Annotated in this window: 15 protein-coding genes and 1 tRNA gene; 3 read left to right on the top strand and 13 right to left on the bottom strand. The window is 33.9% G+C overall.

Translation table 11 applies throughout. The features are described 5' to 3' along the window. Positions 1–45: 45 nt before the first annotated feature. The 5 genes from NBT05_RS02435 to NBT05_RS02415 all read right to left on the bottom strand — a co-directional run bounded on the left by NBT05_RS02435 (position 46) and on the right by NBT05_RS02415 (position 4,839). Entirely contained in the window at positions 46–1,377 is a 1,332-nt protein-coding gene (locus NBT05_RS02435) for an HTTM domain-containing protein (RefSeq protein WP_265771835.1), read from the bottom strand. Further along, positions 1,377–2,309, bottom strand: coding sequence for a bifunctional riboflavin kinase/FAD synthetase (locus NBT05_RS02430; RefSeq protein WP_265773197.1), 933 nt, complete (start codon positions 2,307–2,309; stop codon positions 1,377–1,379). Before NBT05_RS02430 ends, NBT05_RS02435 begins: the two co-directional genes overlap by 1 nt. A 255-nt stretch (positions 2,310–2,564) precedes the next feature. Next, entirely contained in the window at positions 2,565–3,131 is a 567-nt protein-coding gene (gene pth, locus NBT05_RS02425; RefSeq protein ID WP_265771834.1) for an aminoacyl-tRNA hydrolase, read from the bottom strand. A gap of 107 nt (positions 3,132–3,238) precedes the next feature. Then, positions 3,239–3,874 carry a 50S ribosomal protein L25/general stress protein Ctc gene (locus tag NBT05_RS02420; RefSeq protein WP_265771833.1) on the bottom strand — a complete coding sequence of 212 codons (636 nt, stop codon included), beginning with the start codon at positions 3,872–3,874 and terminating at the stop codon, positions 3,239–3,241. Positions 3,875–3,897: 23 nt separating this feature from the next. Further along, positions 3,898–4,839, bottom strand: a complete 942-nt coding sequence (locus NBT05_RS02415; protein WP_265771832.1) for a ribose-phosphate pyrophosphokinase — start codon at positions 4,837–4,839, stop codon at positions 3,898–3,900. A 261-nt stretch (positions 4,840–5,100) separates the two neighbouring features. On the opposite strand from NBT05_RS02415, the gene NBT05_RS02410 reads away from it, so the two are divergent. Together NBT05_RS02410 and NBT05_RS02405 are read left to right on the top strand one after the other, a co-directional pair. After that, the gene (locus NBT05_RS02410) at positions 5,101–5,286 is read left to right on the top strand and encodes a GIY-YIG nuclease family protein (RefSeq protein WP_265771831.1); all 186 of its coding nucleotides are present in this window, start codon (positions 5,101–5,103) and stop codon (positions 5,284–5,286) included. A gap of 16 nt (positions 5,287–5,302) precedes the next feature. Continuing rightward, positions 5,303–5,384: transfer RNA gene (locus tag NBT05_RS02405), tRNA-Leu, on the top strand. 161 nt (positions 5,385–5,545) lie between these two features. Here the strand turns inward: NBT05_RS02405 and NBT05_RS02400 are convergent. The 7 genes from NBT05_RS02400 to NBT05_RS02370 form a co-directional block, all read right to left on the bottom strand. Beyond that, the gene (locus NBT05_RS02400; RefSeq protein WP_265771830.1) at positions 5,546–6,457 is read right to left on the bottom strand and encodes an Abi family protein; all 912 of its coding nucleotides are present in this window, start codon (positions 6,455–6,457) and stop codon (positions 5,546–5,548) included. Between the two features lie 247 nt (positions 6,458–6,704). Further along, positions 6,705–7,751 carry a M14 family metallopeptidase gene (locus NBT05_RS02395; protein WP_265771829.1) on the bottom strand — a complete coding sequence of 349 codons (1,047 nt, stop codon included), beginning with the start codon at positions 7,749–7,751 and terminating at the stop codon, positions 6,705–6,707. Positions 7,752–7,863: 112 nt separating this feature from the next. Further along, positions 7,864–8,511 (bottom strand): hypothetical protein, encoded by a 648-nt coding sequence (locus tag NBT05_RS02390; protein ID WP_265771828.1) that lies wholly within the window; start codon positions 8,509–8,511, stop codon positions 7,864–7,866. A gap of 434 nt (positions 8,512–8,945) precedes the next feature. Beyond that, positions 8,946–9,974 carry a ligand-binding sensor domain-containing protein gene (locus NBT05_RS02385; protein ID WP_265771827.1) on the bottom strand — a complete coding sequence of 343 codons (1,029 nt, stop codon included), beginning with the start codon at positions 9,972–9,974 and terminating at the stop codon, positions 8,946–8,948. 138 nt (positions 9,975–10,112) lie between these two features. Then, positions 10,113–10,919: a DUF5694 domain-containing protein gene (locus tag NBT05_RS02380; protein WP_265771826.1), complete on the bottom strand. Its 807-nt coding sequence runs from the start codon at positions 10,917–10,919 to the stop codon at positions 10,113–10,115. A 177-nt stretch (positions 10,920–11,096) separates the two neighbouring features. Beyond that, the gene (locus NBT05_RS02375; protein ID WP_265771825.1) at positions 11,097–13,088 is read right to left on the bottom strand and encodes a hypothetical protein; all 1,992 of its coding nucleotides are present in this window, start codon (positions 13,086–13,088) and stop codon (positions 11,097–11,099) included. 133 nt (positions 13,089–13,221) lie between these two features. Then, positions 13,222–13,539: a hypothetical protein gene (locus NBT05_RS02370; protein ID WP_265771824.1), complete on the bottom strand. Its 318-nt coding sequence runs from the start codon at positions 13,537–13,539 to the stop codon at positions 13,222–13,224. Positions 13,540–13,816: 277 nt separating this feature from the next. Here NBT05_RS02370 and NBT05_RS02365 point away from each other — a divergent pair, with 277 nt between their 5' ends. Continuing rightward, the gene (locus NBT05_RS02365) at positions 13,817–15,340 is read left to right on the top strand and encodes an IS1182 family transposase (protein WP_265771823.1); all 1,524 of its coding nucleotides are present in this window, start codon (positions 13,817–13,819) and stop codon (positions 15,338–15,340) included. A gap of 141 nt (positions 15,341–15,481) precedes the next feature. Here NBT05_RS02365 and NBT05_RS02360 read toward each other — a convergent pair whose 3' ends face one another. After that, the gene (locus NBT05_RS02360) at positions 15,482–16,363 is read right to left on the bottom strand and encodes a PhzF family phenazine biosynthesis protein (RefSeq protein ID WP_265771822.1); all 882 of its coding nucleotides are present in this window, start codon (positions 16,361–16,363) and stop codon (positions 15,482–15,484) included. Positions 16,364–16,387: the final 24 nt, after the last annotated feature.

Here is a 16,387-nt window from a genome sequence, read left to right as displayed (position 1 = left end):
TTTGATGCAATATAATAAGAAAACGCACCACTTAGTTAAAAGCTATTAATTTTTCACGGTATGAGTATCATACTTAATGACCCAGGGATTGGTCGTAAAATGATTCCAGGGAACTGAAGTTAAATCTACTTGGGGGTCAATTAATGGTTGTGATTTTTTCCGGTTTACAGAAACTCTACTAGTTACATAAACTGCAATGTCCTTGCCTTGCTTTTGGTATTCTTTTTTTAAATATTGTGCAAATTGCCAGATCATATCCGGTTTACTGGCTACTCTTCGTTGTTGTTTTTGGGTAAGATAATCGGATTGGTTTACCCGTATTTTGGTAGGTTTGGAACTGTCTTTTTCTACCACATAAAACGAAGTTCGGCCGGATTTTCCGCGGAGCATCATTCTCCAACTTAACCGGTGCCCTTCTTCAGTCCATAAAACATCTCCGGGGATTAACCAATGCCGGAGGGGTAATGCAATCTGGATCATAAACCAGATGGTGGCAAAACCCACCAAGACATTTCGGTAGGAGGGGACTACCACTTCATTTTGATCATAAAATTCTTTTCTGGGTAAAAACCATTGTTGTACTTTCTTCTTTGGAAAGAAAAAAAGACAAAACGCTAGGGACAAATAAGGGAAAATGCCTATCTGAAAAACAATGGAATTGAATAAATGAAAAAATATTCCAGTGATAAAAGCAAACCATCGGGAACGCTTCCATAATAACAGAGGAATTACTAATAAATCAAATAAAATCCCAAAGTAAGTGATGGCAATATGCACCCAGTGTTGTTGTAAAAAATTACCAATAATTGGATACTGAGCGCGGGCACTCATTAAATTTTTAGCAACGGTATAATCCAACCAGTCCGGGTAGATTTTGGCGATAGCCGCATAAGTATATACAATCCATAACTGAAAGATAATGATCAGTACGCACCAGCTGGGCATCCAGTTTTGTTTGAGTTCCGGATTGATTTTAACGTATACAGAGGCATATCGATGTGCTGGTAACAGGCACATTAAAAAATTAAGCAACATCAATAGATAATAGTGGTTGTTGTAGGATGACTTTTGCATAAGGTACACACCAGCCCATAAAACACTAAAGCCAATCATACTAGCCTTATATTTATAGCCAATCATAACCAGTACACCCAGAATGCCCATAATAGCAAAATAGAAGTACATCCCGTTACCGGGAAGTGGTTGCAAGAAATCAAAACCGATAAAGTTAAAGGTGAACCGTGGCTCAATTAAGGTTTTGCGAACCCAACCGGTAGCAATTGCGCCAAAGCTTTCTGCTGCAATTAGGAAACCAAAGATAATCCGAAAAACAACGAGGGCACTATTATCTATTTTTGTAAATAACCAGCGGTTCATTACAATAAGTTATTGATATAATCCCGGGCGGTATCTTCATCTTGTTGCATGGCATTTTTTAGGATTTCAATAGATTCAAACTTTTTTTCATCACGTATACGTTTTAAAAGTAAAATCTGAACTTTCTTTTCATACAAATTAAAAGAAGCATCAAAAAAATGGGTTTCTATAGTTTGTTTTTTACCATCAACCGTGGGATTTGTACCAATATTCATCATCCCGTAATAGGTTTTGTTATCGATACAGGATTTTACAATATAAACGCCTTCTTTTGGGATAAGTTTATACTCTTCTTTAATATGAAGGTTGGCCGTGGGAAAGTCCAACGTTCTTCCAATTTCTTTACCTTTTACAATCCGTCCGGTGAGCATAAATTCATACCCCAGGTATTTATTTGCTTTTTCAATTTCGCCGTCGTGCAAGGCTTGACGGATTTTTGTAGAACTGATAGTGACATCTTCTATATCTTGCTTCGAAATTTTTTCTACGGTAAAGTTATGTTGAATTCCAAAAGAAGCCAGGTCTACTATATCTGAGTTTCGGTTACGTCCAAAACGGTGGTCATATCCGATAATGACATGTCGGACATTCAGTTTTTTAACTAACATATCTTCTACATATTCCTTAGCAGTTAGACGGGAAAATTCTTTAGTAAACGGGTGAACAATTAAGCTATTGAGTCCGGTTTTTTCTAAAATTTGGATACGTTCATCAATCGTATTAATCAATTTAATATCCGCGTCTTTTTGTAAAACCATCCTGGGATGCGGAAAAAAAGTTAGGATTACAGATTGCAATCCCATTTTTTTAGCATTTTCTACTAGATTGGCAATAATTTTTGAATGTCCGATATGTACCCCGTCAAAAGTTCCTATAGTGGCTATGGAAGGAGTTGTATTATTAAAGGTTTCTGCGCTGGTATAACGTTTCATTTGCAGTTCATACATCTTACTTTATCCGGAATATAATTACTCCAATATGACAAAGAAGCCAGTTAAAAATAGTTTCTATTACCTTTATAGAAACAGGTATATTTCTGTAAAGTTTTGAGTTTTGTTTTAGCAAAAACAGGTTTACCTATCCTTTAACGCTACCTCAAACCTATCTTACTTTACTTTTTAACTAACCTTAAAAGATCGTTTTTAATTAGGTGGATAAATGTAGTTAATTGAAGCGAAAGTTGCTATTTATTTTCCGTTAAAGCTATTCATTGTATTTGATAATCCGCCGTTAACAAACGAAGTTACTAGCTTATCTGCTACTTCCAGGCGTTCCGGTAAGGCATCATTTTCTTCTGCATTCCATTCTCCTAAAACATAATCTACCTGCCTACCAGTAGAAAATTCCGCACCAACCCCAAATCGAAACCTTGGATATGTATTAGTTTGTAATTGCGCTTCAATATCTTTTAACCCATTATGCCCTCCCGGACTTCCTTTTCCTTTTACACGAATTGTACCGAAGGGTAAATTGATATCATCTGTAATGACCAGCAAATTAGTTATATCTATATTTTCGGCCTGTAACCAGTATCGAACAGCTTTTCCGCTTAAATTCATATAGGTATTAGGTTTTAACAAAACTGTTGTTTTACCTTTAATCTTGATTTTACAAATGTCACCTAATTTTTCAGTAGTAAAAGAAGCTTCGGCATTTTTTGCTACCTGATCTACAATTTTAAAACCAATGTTGTGTCGGGTTTCTACATATTTTGCACCTATATTACCTAATCCTACAATTAAGAATTTTTTCATATTGATAACTGTTTTCGGTTTATAAAAAAGGGAAAGAAAAGTAAATTTCTAAAATAAAAAAGCACACTATTAAAAAACAGTGTGCTTTTACGTATAATTTATATGAATTATTCTGAAGCCGGGGCAGCTTGCTCCGTAGTTTCAGTTACTCCTTCTGTTGTTTCATCATCCTCATCATCATCGTCTTCAACCACTGCGGTTCTAGATGTTCTTACCTGACATACTACCGTATTGTCTGGGTGAAGAATTGTAAATTTATCATCTGCTACGTCTGTAACATATAACTTGTTACCAATTTTTAAATTCGTAATATCTCCTTCAATATAATCCGGAAGGTCAGACGCTAAACCTTTTACTTTTATTCTACGTAAGTTAAATCGTAAAACACCTCCATTACGAACTCCTCTAGAAACCCCTGTGGTTCTAAACGGAATTTCCATAGTGATTGGTTTATCGTCAAAAATTTGTACAAAGTCAATATGTAAAATTCGATCGGTTACCGGGTGAAACTGAATATCCTGTAAGATAGCATTTAATTCGGTTCCGTTATCCAAAGCGATTTTTACCGTATGGACATCAGGCGTGTACACTAAGTTTTTAAAAGCCAGTTCTGGTGCAGCAAAGTGTACAACGGTGTCTCCACCATATATAACACAAGGTACCTGTCCAGCATTACGCAAGGCTTTTGTTGACTTTTTGCCTACGCTTTCTCTTTGAGATGCATTGATTGTTATTGATTTCATTTTAAATATATATAATTAATAATTTACATAATAAATTTTGAACTAATAGACTCATTGCTATGAACCCGCTTCATTACATCTGCAAATAATTGGGCACAGCTTACTACTTTGACTTTAGGGGATTGTTGTTTTAAAGGAATAGAATCCGTAACAATCAGTTCCTGTAGTTTTGATTTTTCTATACGTTCATAAGCACCACCGGATAATAATGGGTGTGTACAAATAGCGCGGACGCTTTTAGCCCCACGTTCCATCATAAGGTCAGCTGCTTTGGTCAGTGTACCGGCCGTATCTACCATGTCATCTACCAACACTACATTTTTTCCGGTAACTTCTCCTATCAATTCCATATGGGAGATCACATTGGCTTTGGCTCTTTGTTTATAACAGATCACCACATCACTGCTCAAGGCTTTTGCATAGGCATAAGCTCTTTTAGACCCTCCCATATCTGGAGAGGCAATCATCAGGTTGTCTAAATTTAGGGATTGTAAATGCGGTAAAAATATGGTTGAAGCAAATAGATGATCTACGGGTTTTTCAAAAAATCCCTGTATCTGATCCGCATGCAAATCCATAGTAATGATCCTGGTAGCACCTGCAGTTTCGAGCATTTTTGCAATCAACTTGGCAGCTATTGGTACTCTAGGCTTATCTTTTCTATCTTGGCGTGCCCACCCGTAATAAGGTAGTACAGCGGTAATATGCCGGGCAGAAGCACGTTTGGCAGCGTCTAGCATTAACAACATTTCCATTAAATGATCCGAGTTGGGGTGTGTAGATCCGATAATAAATACCCGTGCCCCTCGGATAGATTCTTCAAAAGAAGGCTGGAATTCACCATCACTATAAGTAGAAGTAATAATATTACCTAGTTTAGCCCCATAGGTTTCCACTATGTTTTCTGCAAGTGCCCTACTTTGGGTACAAGCAAAAAATTTAGCTTCCGGATAGGTAGGTAACATGAGGTAGGGTATTGTCTGTTAATATATTGCTCTACGTTTTTAAAACGAGGTGCAAATTTATAAATTTATTTTTGTTACCCTAATTTATTTTCACACAGTTTTTAAGGTTCTAAAGGATTATTTTTATAATTTTGCCGTCCGATTAAGCTCAAGTGGCGGAATTGGTAGACGTGTCTGCCGACAGGCAGGCGCGCGGGAAATGAAATTATGATTTTTGTGTATGCCATATCGAGTATAGAAAAAAACTATATTTACGTTGGGATGACGAAAGATTTTGCGGAACGGTTTAAACGTCATAATAGTAAAAGAGAGAAAACAACTAGAGCTTATGCTCCTTTTGAGTTGATTTACATAGAAAAATGTAGTGATAGAATTGAAGCGCGTAAAAGAGAAAAATATTGGAAGTCGGGAATTGGAAAAGAAAGACTTCGAGAGCTTCGAGATTAAAGAATAAATTATAAATGCTCAAGTGGCGGAATTGGTAGACGCGCTGGATTCAAAATCCAGTTTCTTCGGAAGTGTGGGTTCGATTCCCACCTTGAGTACGAAAAACCTCTGAAATATTTTGATTTTAGGGGTTTTGTTGTTTTTGTGCTAACAGAATTACTGACAAATAACCTAATGGAATTAAATCAGTAAAGTAAATAAGAAAGAACAACGAACAATGTAATGATCTTATATAATTTTGATTTCCTTGAATAAAAACTTACTTCCAAAGAGGCTCTTCCTGCCAGTTAGGTTTCATCCCAAGAGCATCCGGGTCTACATTAGGATATTTCTGAAACAATGCATCTAATTTTGATGTAAAGGTACTGCCAGGTTGTACCGTATTCAGTAAATATTTCATTAGACATAGATGTACATATAATTTTTGGAACTCGTGTTGCTTAGGTATGTTTTCTGTTTTAACTATCCAAGGATTGGGCGGTTTTGGTAATAGTTTTGGAGCTCCTGGCAAGTTTCTGTTCCAAAGCCTTGAATGATGTGCGCAGTAATTTCGTATTTGCGCTATAGACTGTAGCCAACTAGGTAAAAAAGTATGATTTACAGCACCGTATTTTTTTGCAATTTTATCTTTGGATTTTACTGTGTTTTTTAGATTACCATATAATTTAGATAACGCACCAAAACTTGTTTGTTCTAACGATTTCCATGCAGTAGGGAAGCGTAAATCATCTTTGTGCTTTTTCCTGTGATTTTTAATAGTTGGATCTTTAGAACGTGATAATTCTTCCTCCAGATTAGATAGTGTTTTTACAAGTGCCATACTATCTGTAAATAAATCAAAGTTTTGAAACCACCACGGATCTACTTCGTGCGATAAATGATATATGAGTTTAGTTCTTAAGCTTATTTCTATTTTTTCAATGACATCAAAAAGAAGAATTCGCAATTCTCTATCAAAACTATAAAGTGCAACAACATCAGAAAAACGGCTATTTTCTTTAAAAAGGTGTTGCTCTCTATCATGTTGCATAGAGTGCCAATATTCACCTAATCGATAATAGCTTATATGGGATAGATAATGTTCAGCATTATCTTCTGGGGTAATAATTAGACCTCTAACCTTCAGTTTTTGTATCTGTTCCTGTATAGTTGTTGGATCTTTTTTAAACATATAGGGAGCTGAATCGGAAGGTCTATAAAGCAAAAGACACACCCTGGGACGCTGTTCAAATGGGTAGCGTGGTGTGTACTGTTATTACAAATATAAATAATAAAATATTATTAAACTAAATATTTTCCATCATTTAAATTAGAATTGTTCAAACCTGATTCTAAAAGGAAACTTTATCTAAACTTCCCCTAATTAGAACTGTTATTGCTAAGAAACACCATTACTTTACAAAACCCCTAATAAAAATTTAGTATTCCTCGCAAACACTTATACACATGACCGTTTCATTTTTATTGATGGGTGGTGTGGCGAGTTTGTATAAGATGGTGCCGGTCATTGGTGCTTTATATTTCTCCAGGATACTTCCAAATTCATCCGTAGTATAACCTACTATATCACCTTTTATAACCTTATCCCCTGCTTTAAGATCACTATAAAAAATACCTTTTTCATTTGCCGTAACATACGTTTGTTGGTTACAGTAGGTTAAATGTTTGAGAGCTTCGGTACTATTAGTATACATTTCTACCGTATCCAACATATTATATACTCCTTTTTTGATTAATTGTACGTTTTCTTCTTGGACATTTCCTAATTTACCACATTCCATACTTAAAGCGGTTTTTCCGTCCTGAACCGCTTGCTTAAAAGCGTATTTTGCAGGTTCTTCGCTTGTAATAGTGTATGGATAAGATACCACATATTTAAATCCGCTACGTTCAGAAAGTTTTTTTGCCTGTGCGGTTTGATCAGGCTTTTTGAGGTTGTTATAATAACAAACAAACGGGATTAAGTCTTCGCAAGCATCCCCTCCATGTATATCTAAAAAGACATCACTTATGGAAATGATATGGGTAGTTATAAAATATGCAATTTGTTCGGTAATGCTTCCATCTACTTTACCGGGAAAAGCGTTGTTTAGATTTTTTTCATCTAAAGGGTTGATATAAGGTGTCCGGGTATAAAAGGAAGCGGTATTAGCCATAGGAATAATAATTAGGGTGCCGTTCAATTCTTTACTATCAATCTCACTCATTAATTCTTGGGTAGCGATAATAGGGGGATATTCGTATCCGTGAACACCTGCGACGATTGCAAACACAGGACTTTTGTTTTGACCTTTAATAACTGAAATCGGAAGAAGAGCTGTATTGCCGGATTTATCTGAAAATTCTAAACGAATATCCTTTTTAATAGACCGAGTAGTAGTATTGATTACTTTCTCAAAGTCATTTTGCGCTATTGCAAATTGCACCGTAGAAAGGATAAAATAGAGTAGAAGTACCATTCTCATATTTGATGATTTTTACTAGTAGGTTTTTATAGTTACATCTGGTTGCAATTTACAAATTGCCATGACTACTTTTGTTTGATCGAACCTCTATAATTAGTGCAACCTAGTTCGCTTAGTATTTTATGGTTAGATTCAGTTCATTAAACGTAGCTACTTTCTTTTGATTAAAGTTATCAAATTCAAGAATTAAATGATTGCTATGACTACTTTTAAAACTAACATTCTCACTACTTTGAAAATAGTTCCTAAAATTCTTATCCTTCTTATTCATAAGTATTTCGAATTTTGCACGAGTTAGTCTTTGTATGCCATTATTATGATTAGTAGGTTCCTGAGGAGCTTTTTTTTGGTTACGAAAGGGAAGTCTAAAAGTCCAAGGTAAATTTGGGTTTTCTTCGTTTGTGATTATGTCAATAAACATTCCTTCAGGAAAATAGTTTGGCTGATAAATCTCGCTTTGTTCAAAAAGCTGGTCTGTTGACTTTGAATTGACTAAACATAGTCCGAAAGGTGAGAAATTATTAATTTTAAATTGAGAGCGCTCCCAAAGTTTTGTTTTAGAAGTTAATTTACTTCGAATTTCACTTTCATCAACAACCCATAGAATTTCGAGGAAAAAATTTTCAAAATAAAATTTTCGGTTGATAGTTCCTTGTCCCGGATGTATTCGACTGCTACCTTCGGTTAAACCAAATTCAACCAGTTTTTCTGCTTCTTTTCCATTATTATCTGAAAATAAAAAGATATGGTCTATGTCCATATTTGAGTGGTAGGTTAAGTTTTATATAACAAGGTAATGATAATGCTATACCTCTGGTTCTTTTAGGGAAAAAAGCATCAATTTGAGTGTTTTTTCGTAATGAAATGAAGAAAAAATAGCCTGTCCTTGACTTGATCGAGGATATCGAAAATAGCTTTTTTGACTAAAATTCTTATCATCTTGAGCCTGGTCGAAAGACTCGATAGTTCTGCTGAACTGGTTGAAGCACACTTCTTCCTTCGGTCGAAGCGCTCGAACAAACGAATTTTATAATAATTATTACTCAAATGCACTATAGGTAAAATGCTATCTAATTATTTAAATTTTCATTCATTAGTTATTTGAAGCTTAGAAAGCACTTGTCTGTCCCAAGATAATTTTTTTTAGTTATCCTACTGTTCCAAAAACTAACTACTCTTAGATAAAAACAAATCTTATTCAGAGAAACTTGTAAAGTTTTTCCCGTCGTATCGTGTCAAACCAGTATTTCTAGTACCCATCCATAAATTTCCGACCTTATCTTCTAAAATACTGAAAACTGCGTTGTGACTTAGACCATCTTTTTTTGAAAAATTTTTAAAGTTTTTCCCATTATAAACCCAAACGCCTCCCTCAGTCTTTCTTTGTGAAGGATTAATAGCCTCTGTACCAAACCAAATATTTCCTGTTTTATCCTGTATTATGTCAAAAGCGAGATAGCTGTCAAATTTACCATTTTGTAAGATATTGACAAACGTTCTTCCATCGTAACGCCAAACTCCCTTGTTTCTTCCACCAACCCAAATATTTCCGCTATGATCCTCTAAAAGTCCCCAAAAATAAGTTTCATCATTAGGTTTGTAACTGATTACAGATTTGCCATCATACATACAAACACCTTCCATCTTGGTAGTAAACCAGATATTTCCATTTTTATCTTCTAACATACGATTTACCGTACTAAGGTTAAGTCCATAGGGATTAGGAGTACTTAAGAAAGAAGTAAAAGCTATCCCGTCGTAGCAATAAACACCACGGTTTGTACCAAACCAAAGCTTCCCGTTTTTACCTTCTAGCATGCTGAATACCTGAGACACTGATGACGGAATACAGCTAATTGATTTTCCATCAAAACGAGATATACCATAGTCAGTACCGAACCAGATATCTCCGTTTTTATCTTCTAAGATTGATAAAACAGTATTACTATTGAGCTCATCTTTAGTTGTAAAATTCGTGAAGGTTTTTCCGTCATAACGGTATACTCCATCATTTGAAGTAGCAAACCAAAGCTTTCCATTTCTATCCTGCAAACTATTATGAATATTACCTGAATGCGTGTTATGTGTTTTTACAAGTTTAGACGATCCATCAGTAATTATTTTTGCTCCTTTGGGTAAATCTTTTTTTTCTTGTCCATTACAAAAAGTAAATGCAAACATTAAAGTCAAAAATAAAATCCAGTTGAATTGCCGTAGTATCATTGTATTGTTTTTAAAAGGCTTGCTGATAATTAAAGGTCATTTAGATTAGTAATGTATTGTTTATTTGAACTTTAATATTTTCTATGCTTTAGAATATTTTTAAAAGAGCTTTAAATAGGACACCTTTTAAAATCATATTTATTTCAAAATTTCTTTAATTGGTACAATTTCAAAATTACTATTCGATTCGAACAGATGTTTCAGGATTGGGATATGCCCTTGTCCAAAAATTACCAAAATCCTTTCATCGCCACTCTTTACCTTTCTAAGAATATTAGTATATATATGAAGATTTGTTTTATACCATTCCGATACCAGTTCAGTACCTACGTAATCATTATTCTCTCCAATACTTGCATAGAATTTTGTATACATCTGTAAATTTTTCTGCAGCATCGAATCACTATTTAAGTAAACGAGGTTTTCGAGAATTGTCAAGTGTTCGCTATTTTGATTTATCTCATTAATGAATTCTTTTGCATAATGATGCATCATTTCTAACACTTTTTCTTGACCATATTCTACAGATTTTAGTTTTACAGGTTCTGTATCGAAGTTTCCCAAATAGTTAATACAGGTTAGTTTTTTGAGCTGAAGCCTTTTAGCTGTTTGAAAACCAAGCAAATCAATTTCATTCAATTTTAATTCATAATCACCTTTAAGGTAATTTACGAATTGCTCATTTATTTTATTCTGTTTGGAAGCTGGTACTTCGATACATATTTGTGTAGGTTCATACTCAGTCAGCTTTGTGATAACATCCTCTATTTCGTTCTGTTTCTGAACAGTCAAGTTCAGCTTGTCATTACTATATTCATCTTGTGTAGAAGGACTAAAATGCATACTTCCTAAAAGTGCTATTTGTATTTTATCTTCTTTCTTAATCTGCGCATTAAGGTTTAAAGTCAAGAATATCGCGCTAAATATTAAGATAGATGTTTTCATTTTCATTTTATCATTGTATCCAACCATAATATAACAGCAATAGGATTAATTAATAGTACTTTTTATCGTTTATCTAAGATTTATTCAAAATTAAAGAATTACCATTTTTAAATGACCTGCATTCAATAATATCACATGTAAAGAAATTGATTAAATTTAAAAGAAAAATTAGGGTTACTAGAAAAACACTACTTGGATTAAGTCTGAGTCGGATAAAATTCCATCTCTCTTTTCAGCACGTACAATTACCGCATTATTCGATGGCATTGCATCCAAACTGATAATTCTTCCATCTAATTGGTATTTTCGTCCGTTTCCTGAAATTATAGGTGGCTCGCTTAAAGGGGTTGTAAATTCGATTCTGTAAACTCCTTCACTAACCTTATCAACTTTAGAAACATTTGTTTGTCTTATTATGGGTATAGCTCCAGATAAGGTGCCATTAAAACTTACGAATGCTTTAGCTTTACGACCATCATCGATAGGTGAAGCATCATCATTCAATTTGTAAACATTCCTGACCATCGTTTTAATATCAGCCGGATTATTGCGAATAGGTTCTACTGTGTTAATATGAATATATCCATCTATTAGAGATGGAACCCCAAGTTTATATAATCCAATATTTACACCATCGATATAGATATCTTTTACCACTAGATTTTCTGAACCTAAATAAATAGCATTTGTAGTTGGATTAGAAGAATTTTTGTTTGTTAGCCTGATATTACTAATTTTATTTTTAGACCCTCCACTAATTAAACATAAATAATCCAAATTATTTCTTTCATTAATCACAATGCAATTAGTAATATCGATCTCAGAACAATTTTGTAATACAATAGGCCTATGATCATTAGTAGCACGTGAATAATTGATACATTCACCTCTTATATCTGTTATTGATGAGTTAAGAATGTTAGAATATCGTAATATGATTTTAGAAATATTAGTGGCTTTTATATTCGAAACATTTATATTTTTCAAGAAATTTCCTGAAACTACATTTCTTACTATAACCGCACTTGCCAAATTATCAAATACAAGATTCGAACACTGAATATTTGTAATTCCTAAGTCTCCTGTACTCGAAACATCAAGACCATCAGACTTTTCACCATCTATAATTCCGTAAACATAAAAGTTTGATAATGTGCAATTGTGTAAGCCTCCATTTAAAAGGTTATTTTGAAAACTAAAAGCTCTTATACCTCCATTACATCTAACAATGATATTTTGAAATATACAATTATTCCCCTCCACAATGCCAGCTGCATTCCAATTTGTATTTCCTGTAGAGGCATCAAGAGTATCTCCAAGACAGTATATGGATGCATTTTTAACAGTTACATTATTAATTTGTGGAAACCCATCATAATCTTGAACTAAAATTGCACCATATATAATAGAATTGTTAAAATCGTATGTAATGTTAGAGTATTTTAAATTTAAATTATATCCTCCCTCAAAATTGCTGTTCTTTAATCTTACAACTAGATCCCCATCTATTCCTGCCATCAATAGATTTCCTTTTATATGTAGGTAGGATAAATTACTTTGATTTGTATATTCAATTGCCTTTTCAATGATCATTTGTGAATCTGTCCCCATTACCGCTGGAATATTATTTTTTGTGGTGCTAGGAGTAGTTTTATCATTTTTTGGCGTTATCTCAGGAGATATATCAATATTTTGATTTTCTATTGTTATACTCTTTGGACTATTAAAAGAAATTATAGTTCCTTGAAAAGAAGAATTATTATGACCGGCGCCGTAGAGTTGTATTTTTTTTCCAATATCAGAAATAGAAAAAGAATCAGAATTTGAAGTTATAATTGAGGAACCTGCCACGCAATTAATATCGCTTAATTCAACAGCATCACTTTTTGCACCCAACCATACTATATCGATAGGCTCTGCAAAATTACCAAGTATTTCACCTTGTAAATCAAAAACCTTATTGGTAGCTATAACCTTTGTATTATTTAGTCTGATCGTATTATAGTTCATAAATTTACCTGCAAGAAAATATAAGGTAACTCCATCGGGAAGTTGGATGTCCTTCTGTTGTATATCATATTCATATTTTAATTCCCATACTGCATTTTCAAAGCCATCAGGAATCATGGTAAAATCAAAATCTTGAGGTATAATTATATATCCAGGCATTATAAAAATAATTTTAAGTATTAGTAAGATTCAAACCATATTAAAGATATGAAGAATAATTCTCTTAACGATTAAGGAAATATTAATCCTCACGATGTTTACTATTAGTTTCCTTTTTATGTAGCGTCTTATTTCAAGAATTTTTGATTAAATATAGTCCTTGATTGCTTTCTAATTCGAGCATCGTTAATTTAGACTTCTGATTTAGCAAATGACAAAGTGAATAATATAAAATTTTATACTCCCAGTTTTCTTTTTGCCAATATCCATTATTAAATTTTCTTATTCTAAGTACAACTTTACTAAACACCTTCTCATCTGATGAATTAATCTTAAATTCTCCTTCTAAAAATTTATGTTCAATTGCTTTAAGGTGTTTATCAATCATACCACGCTTATCATTACTGTAAATGTGATCAGAAAGTTTTCCAATGTGATGTGATATACTCATTGTTTATTTGAACTTTAACAGTTAGTATGAGAAATGTAGGGCAGGTGATAAACACTTACGTTTCGGTTTATTACTTAGCTAAACATAAATATTTTACTTTTATCTTTTTTTCTATAAACGCCAAATTTTATATTTAGCAACTTTATAAATTAACACAGGTTTTCAAATTAAGCCTAAACTGCCCTATGTTTTCTTACATATTGTGCTTGTTGCACAAGATAGTAAAAAGCTAACATTGGGTTAATATGTTTAGTTCATTGATTTACTATCTTGAAGTATGCAAGGCAAGAAGATATATCAGGAGAAGTTGTTCAATAGTTTCCAGCTTAGTGACCGTGTTGGCAAAGGTAATTTCTACCGCAGGCTTAAAGAGGCTTTGGACCTGGACTATTTATACAATCTTACTTCAAAGTTTTATGGTTCTAGCGGTCAAAAAAGTATTGATCCAGTGGTTTTCTTCAAACTCTGTTTGGTAGGTTATCTGGAGAATATCATAAGTGACCGCAAGCTTATTGAACACTGTAGTATGCGACTGGATATTCTTTATTTTTTAGGGTATGATATTGATGAAGAACTTCCTTGGCATTCGACTATCTCGAGAACACGTCAGTTATTTCCGGAGTCCATATTTGAAGAGGTTTTTACAAAAGTACTTGAGTTGTGTGTGGAAAAAGGTATGGTCAGTGGTCACACCCAGGCTATTGACAGCGCCCCTGTAAAAGCCAATGCATCCATGGATAGTTTAGAGCTTAAAGTCCCAAGCCAAGATCTGGATGCCCACCTGGCAGAAGTACGCCATATCAGTAAAAGAGATAAACAAACCTTCAGAAAAGCCAAGCAGGATAAATCCAGTAAAGACCAAAGAATCATTACTGCTAATGAGAAAGAACTGCAAGGAATCACTTCCAGGAACAAAAGATGGTCAAAAGATCAGGATCAGCGCCCGGGAGCTGGAAACAAAGGAAGTCGTTATACGAGTAATAAAACTCATTACAGTCCCACAGATCCGGATGCAAGGATCAGTGTTAAGCCAGGTAAGGCCAGAAAACTGAACTATTTAAGCCAACTCAGTGTAGATACAAACAACCACGTCATTACCGATATAAAAGCTTACCATGCAGACGGCAAGGATAACCAGCAACTACCTGATATTGTAAAGCGCTTACAAAGGCGGTTATGGAAGCAAGGTATGATTTGGGAAAACTGTGTAGCTGATACTGGTTATAGTAGTGGAGAGAACTATGCATTTCTGGAAAGTCAAGGTATAAAAAGTTTTATACCGCCTCACGGCACCTATAAGGGTGGTCCGGATGGATTTAAGTATATAGAAACAGAAGATCATTATCTGTGTCCCAAAGGAAACGTAATCCCATTTACCAAAGAGTTTTTAGATTATAGAACCAAAACAAGAAAGAAGGAATACAGAGCCAGTAAAAAGATATGTACCGGTTGTCCACTGCGTAAAGAATGCCTAAAGAGCAGTCAGGAGAAACGAATAACGGTTACTTATTACCGGGCGGAATATGAGCGTAACATAGCTAGAGTAAACAGTAAACAGGGGCGCTATATGAAAGCCAAACGGCAGAGTACTGTGGAGCCGGTATTTGGGACTCTTACCCAATTTATGGGACTACGAAAAATTAATACTATTGGGATCCAGCAAGCAAACAAGATTATGCACATGGCGGCTATTGCTTATAACTCAAAGAAATACCTGAAATTCACCAAGAAAAACCCAATAAGTAAAGTGGGAGTCTGTTTAGCCCATAATTTTTCGATTAAAATACCTTTTAAGGCGTAAAATAAGCAATTTAGCGCTAGTTGTATTGAGGTAGTTATGAATATATCCCTCTAGAAAATCAGGGCTTAAACTCAAGATTATTGATTGTCCTTTGACTTTTTAGGGGCTTGTGCAACGGTTACTATTGTTATGTGCTGGCTTTTAGATGTTTATTTCAATTCTTAATTGTCTATTTAGTATTCCTTTTCCACCAGCCATTAAATCCTTTATTTTTTTGTCATCAATTCGTAATTTAACAATAATTAAACTTGGAGAAGGTTCTTTCATATATTTTCCTTGTTGAATGCTAAAACTTTTTTTCTTGATTTTTAAAATGTCAAATAAGTAACATCCAAGTGGTCCAGCCGCCATACCTGTTCCTGATTCTTCTAATATTCCATAACGAGGACCAAACATCCTTGAAGTAGCATCATATTCTGTATCTGTAGAAAACACATAGTAACCAATTAAATCGAATTCATCACTAACTTCTTTTATCAAGTCAAAATCTGGAATTATATTTTTTAAAACCTCTGTGCTTTTAACAGGAACGAGTACGAATGAATTTCCAGTGTTTACTAATTGAATTGGTGTATTTGGAATCAAGTCCGTTTTCTTTAATCTCAATGATTTTAGAATTATACTTTCTTTGTGACTTACATCAGTATATTTTGGAGCCAGTTGTTCCATAAATGCTAAATCACCAATTATTTCTATTTTTCGTTTCCCATCTATGGTTTCTTTTGAAGAACTATCATTTTTTAGAGCTCCTATTTGTTTTAAATAAGAAAATGTAGCTACAGTAGCGTGTCCACAATGTGCTATTTGTTTATTTGGAGTGAAGAAATCTAGTTTAAAATCTTCCGTTTTAGATTTTGAAACAAAAGCAGTTTCTGATAAACCTACTTTTTTAGAAATCTCAAGTTTATTTTTATCAGATAATTCATCTGCATTTAAAACGACACCTGCTGGATTACCACCTTTACCGTTTTCTGCAAAAGCGTTAAGAATTTGTACGTTAATAACTTTTTTCGAACTGTCCATTTTTATTTTTTTATATGTTATATA

This window comes from Aquimarina sp. ERC-38, assembly GCF_026222555.1.
Classification (GTDB): Bacteria; Bacteroidota; Bacteroidia; order Flavobacteriales; family Flavobacteriaceae; genus Aquimarina.
The sequence above is the reverse complement of the archived record's forward strand: the minus strand, read 5'-3'. Positions and strand labels throughout refer to the sequence as shown.

Bases quoted from the DNA above. Each gene is read 5' to 3' on its own strand.
- NBT05_RS02390 (WP_265771828.1), bottom strand. From the start codon at position 8,511: ATGGACATAGACCATATCTTTTTATTTTCAGATAATAATGGAAAAGAA.
- NBT05_RS02420 (WP_265771833.1), bottom strand. From the start codon at position 3,874: ATGAAATCAATAACAATCAATGCATCTCAAAGAGAAAGCGTAGGCAAA.
- NBT05_RS02375 (WP_265771825.1), bottom strand. From the start codon at position 13,088: ATGCCTGGATATATAATTATACCTCAAGATTTTGATTTTACCATGATT.
- NBT05_RS02385 (WP_265771827.1), bottom strand. From the start codon at position 9,974: ATGATACTACGGCAATTCAACTGGATTTTATTTTTGACTTTAATGTTT.
- NBT05_RS02415 (WP_265771832.1), bottom strand. From the start codon at position 4,839: ATGTTACCTACCTATCCGGAAGCTAAATTTTTTGCTTGTACCCAAAGT.
- NBT05_RS02360 (WP_265771822.1), bottom strand. From the start codon at position 16,363: ATGGACAGTTCGAAAAAAGTTATTAACGTACAAATTCTTAACGCTTTT.
- NBT05_RS02365 (WP_265771823.1), top strand. From the start codon at position 13,817: ATGCAAGGCAAGAAGATATATCAGGAGAAGTTGTTCAATAGTTTCCAG.
- NBT05_RS02395 (WP_265771829.1), bottom strand. From the start codon at position 7,751: ATGAGAATGGTACTTCTACTCTATTTTATCCTTTCTACGGTGCAATTT.
- NBT05_RS02435 (WP_265771835.1), bottom strand. From the start codon at position 1,377: ATGAACCGCTGGTTATTTACAAAAATAGATAATAGTGCCCTCGTTGTT.
- NBT05_RS02400 (WP_265771830.1), bottom strand. From the start codon at position 6,457: ATGTTTAAAAAAGATCCAACAACTATACAGGAACAGATACAAAAACTG.
- NBT05_RS02410 (WP_265771831.1), top strand. From the start codon at position 5,101: ATGACGAAAGATTTTGCGGAACGGTTTAAACGTCATAATAGTAAAAGA.
- NBT05_RS02430 (WP_265773197.1), bottom strand. From the start codon at position 2,309: ATGAAACGTTATACCAGCGCAGAAACCTTTAATAATACAACTCCTTCC.
- NBT05_RS02380 (WP_265771826.1), bottom strand. From the start codon at position 10,919: ATGAAAACATCTATCTTAATATTTAGCGCGATATTCTTGACTTTAAAC.
- NBT05_RS02370 (WP_265771824.1), bottom strand. From the start codon at position 13,539: ATGAGTATATCACATCACATTGGAAAACTTTCTGATCACATTTACAGT.
- pth (WP_265771834.1), bottom strand. From the start codon at position 3,131: ATGAAAAAATTCTTAATTGTAGGATTAGGTAATATAGGTGCAAAATAT.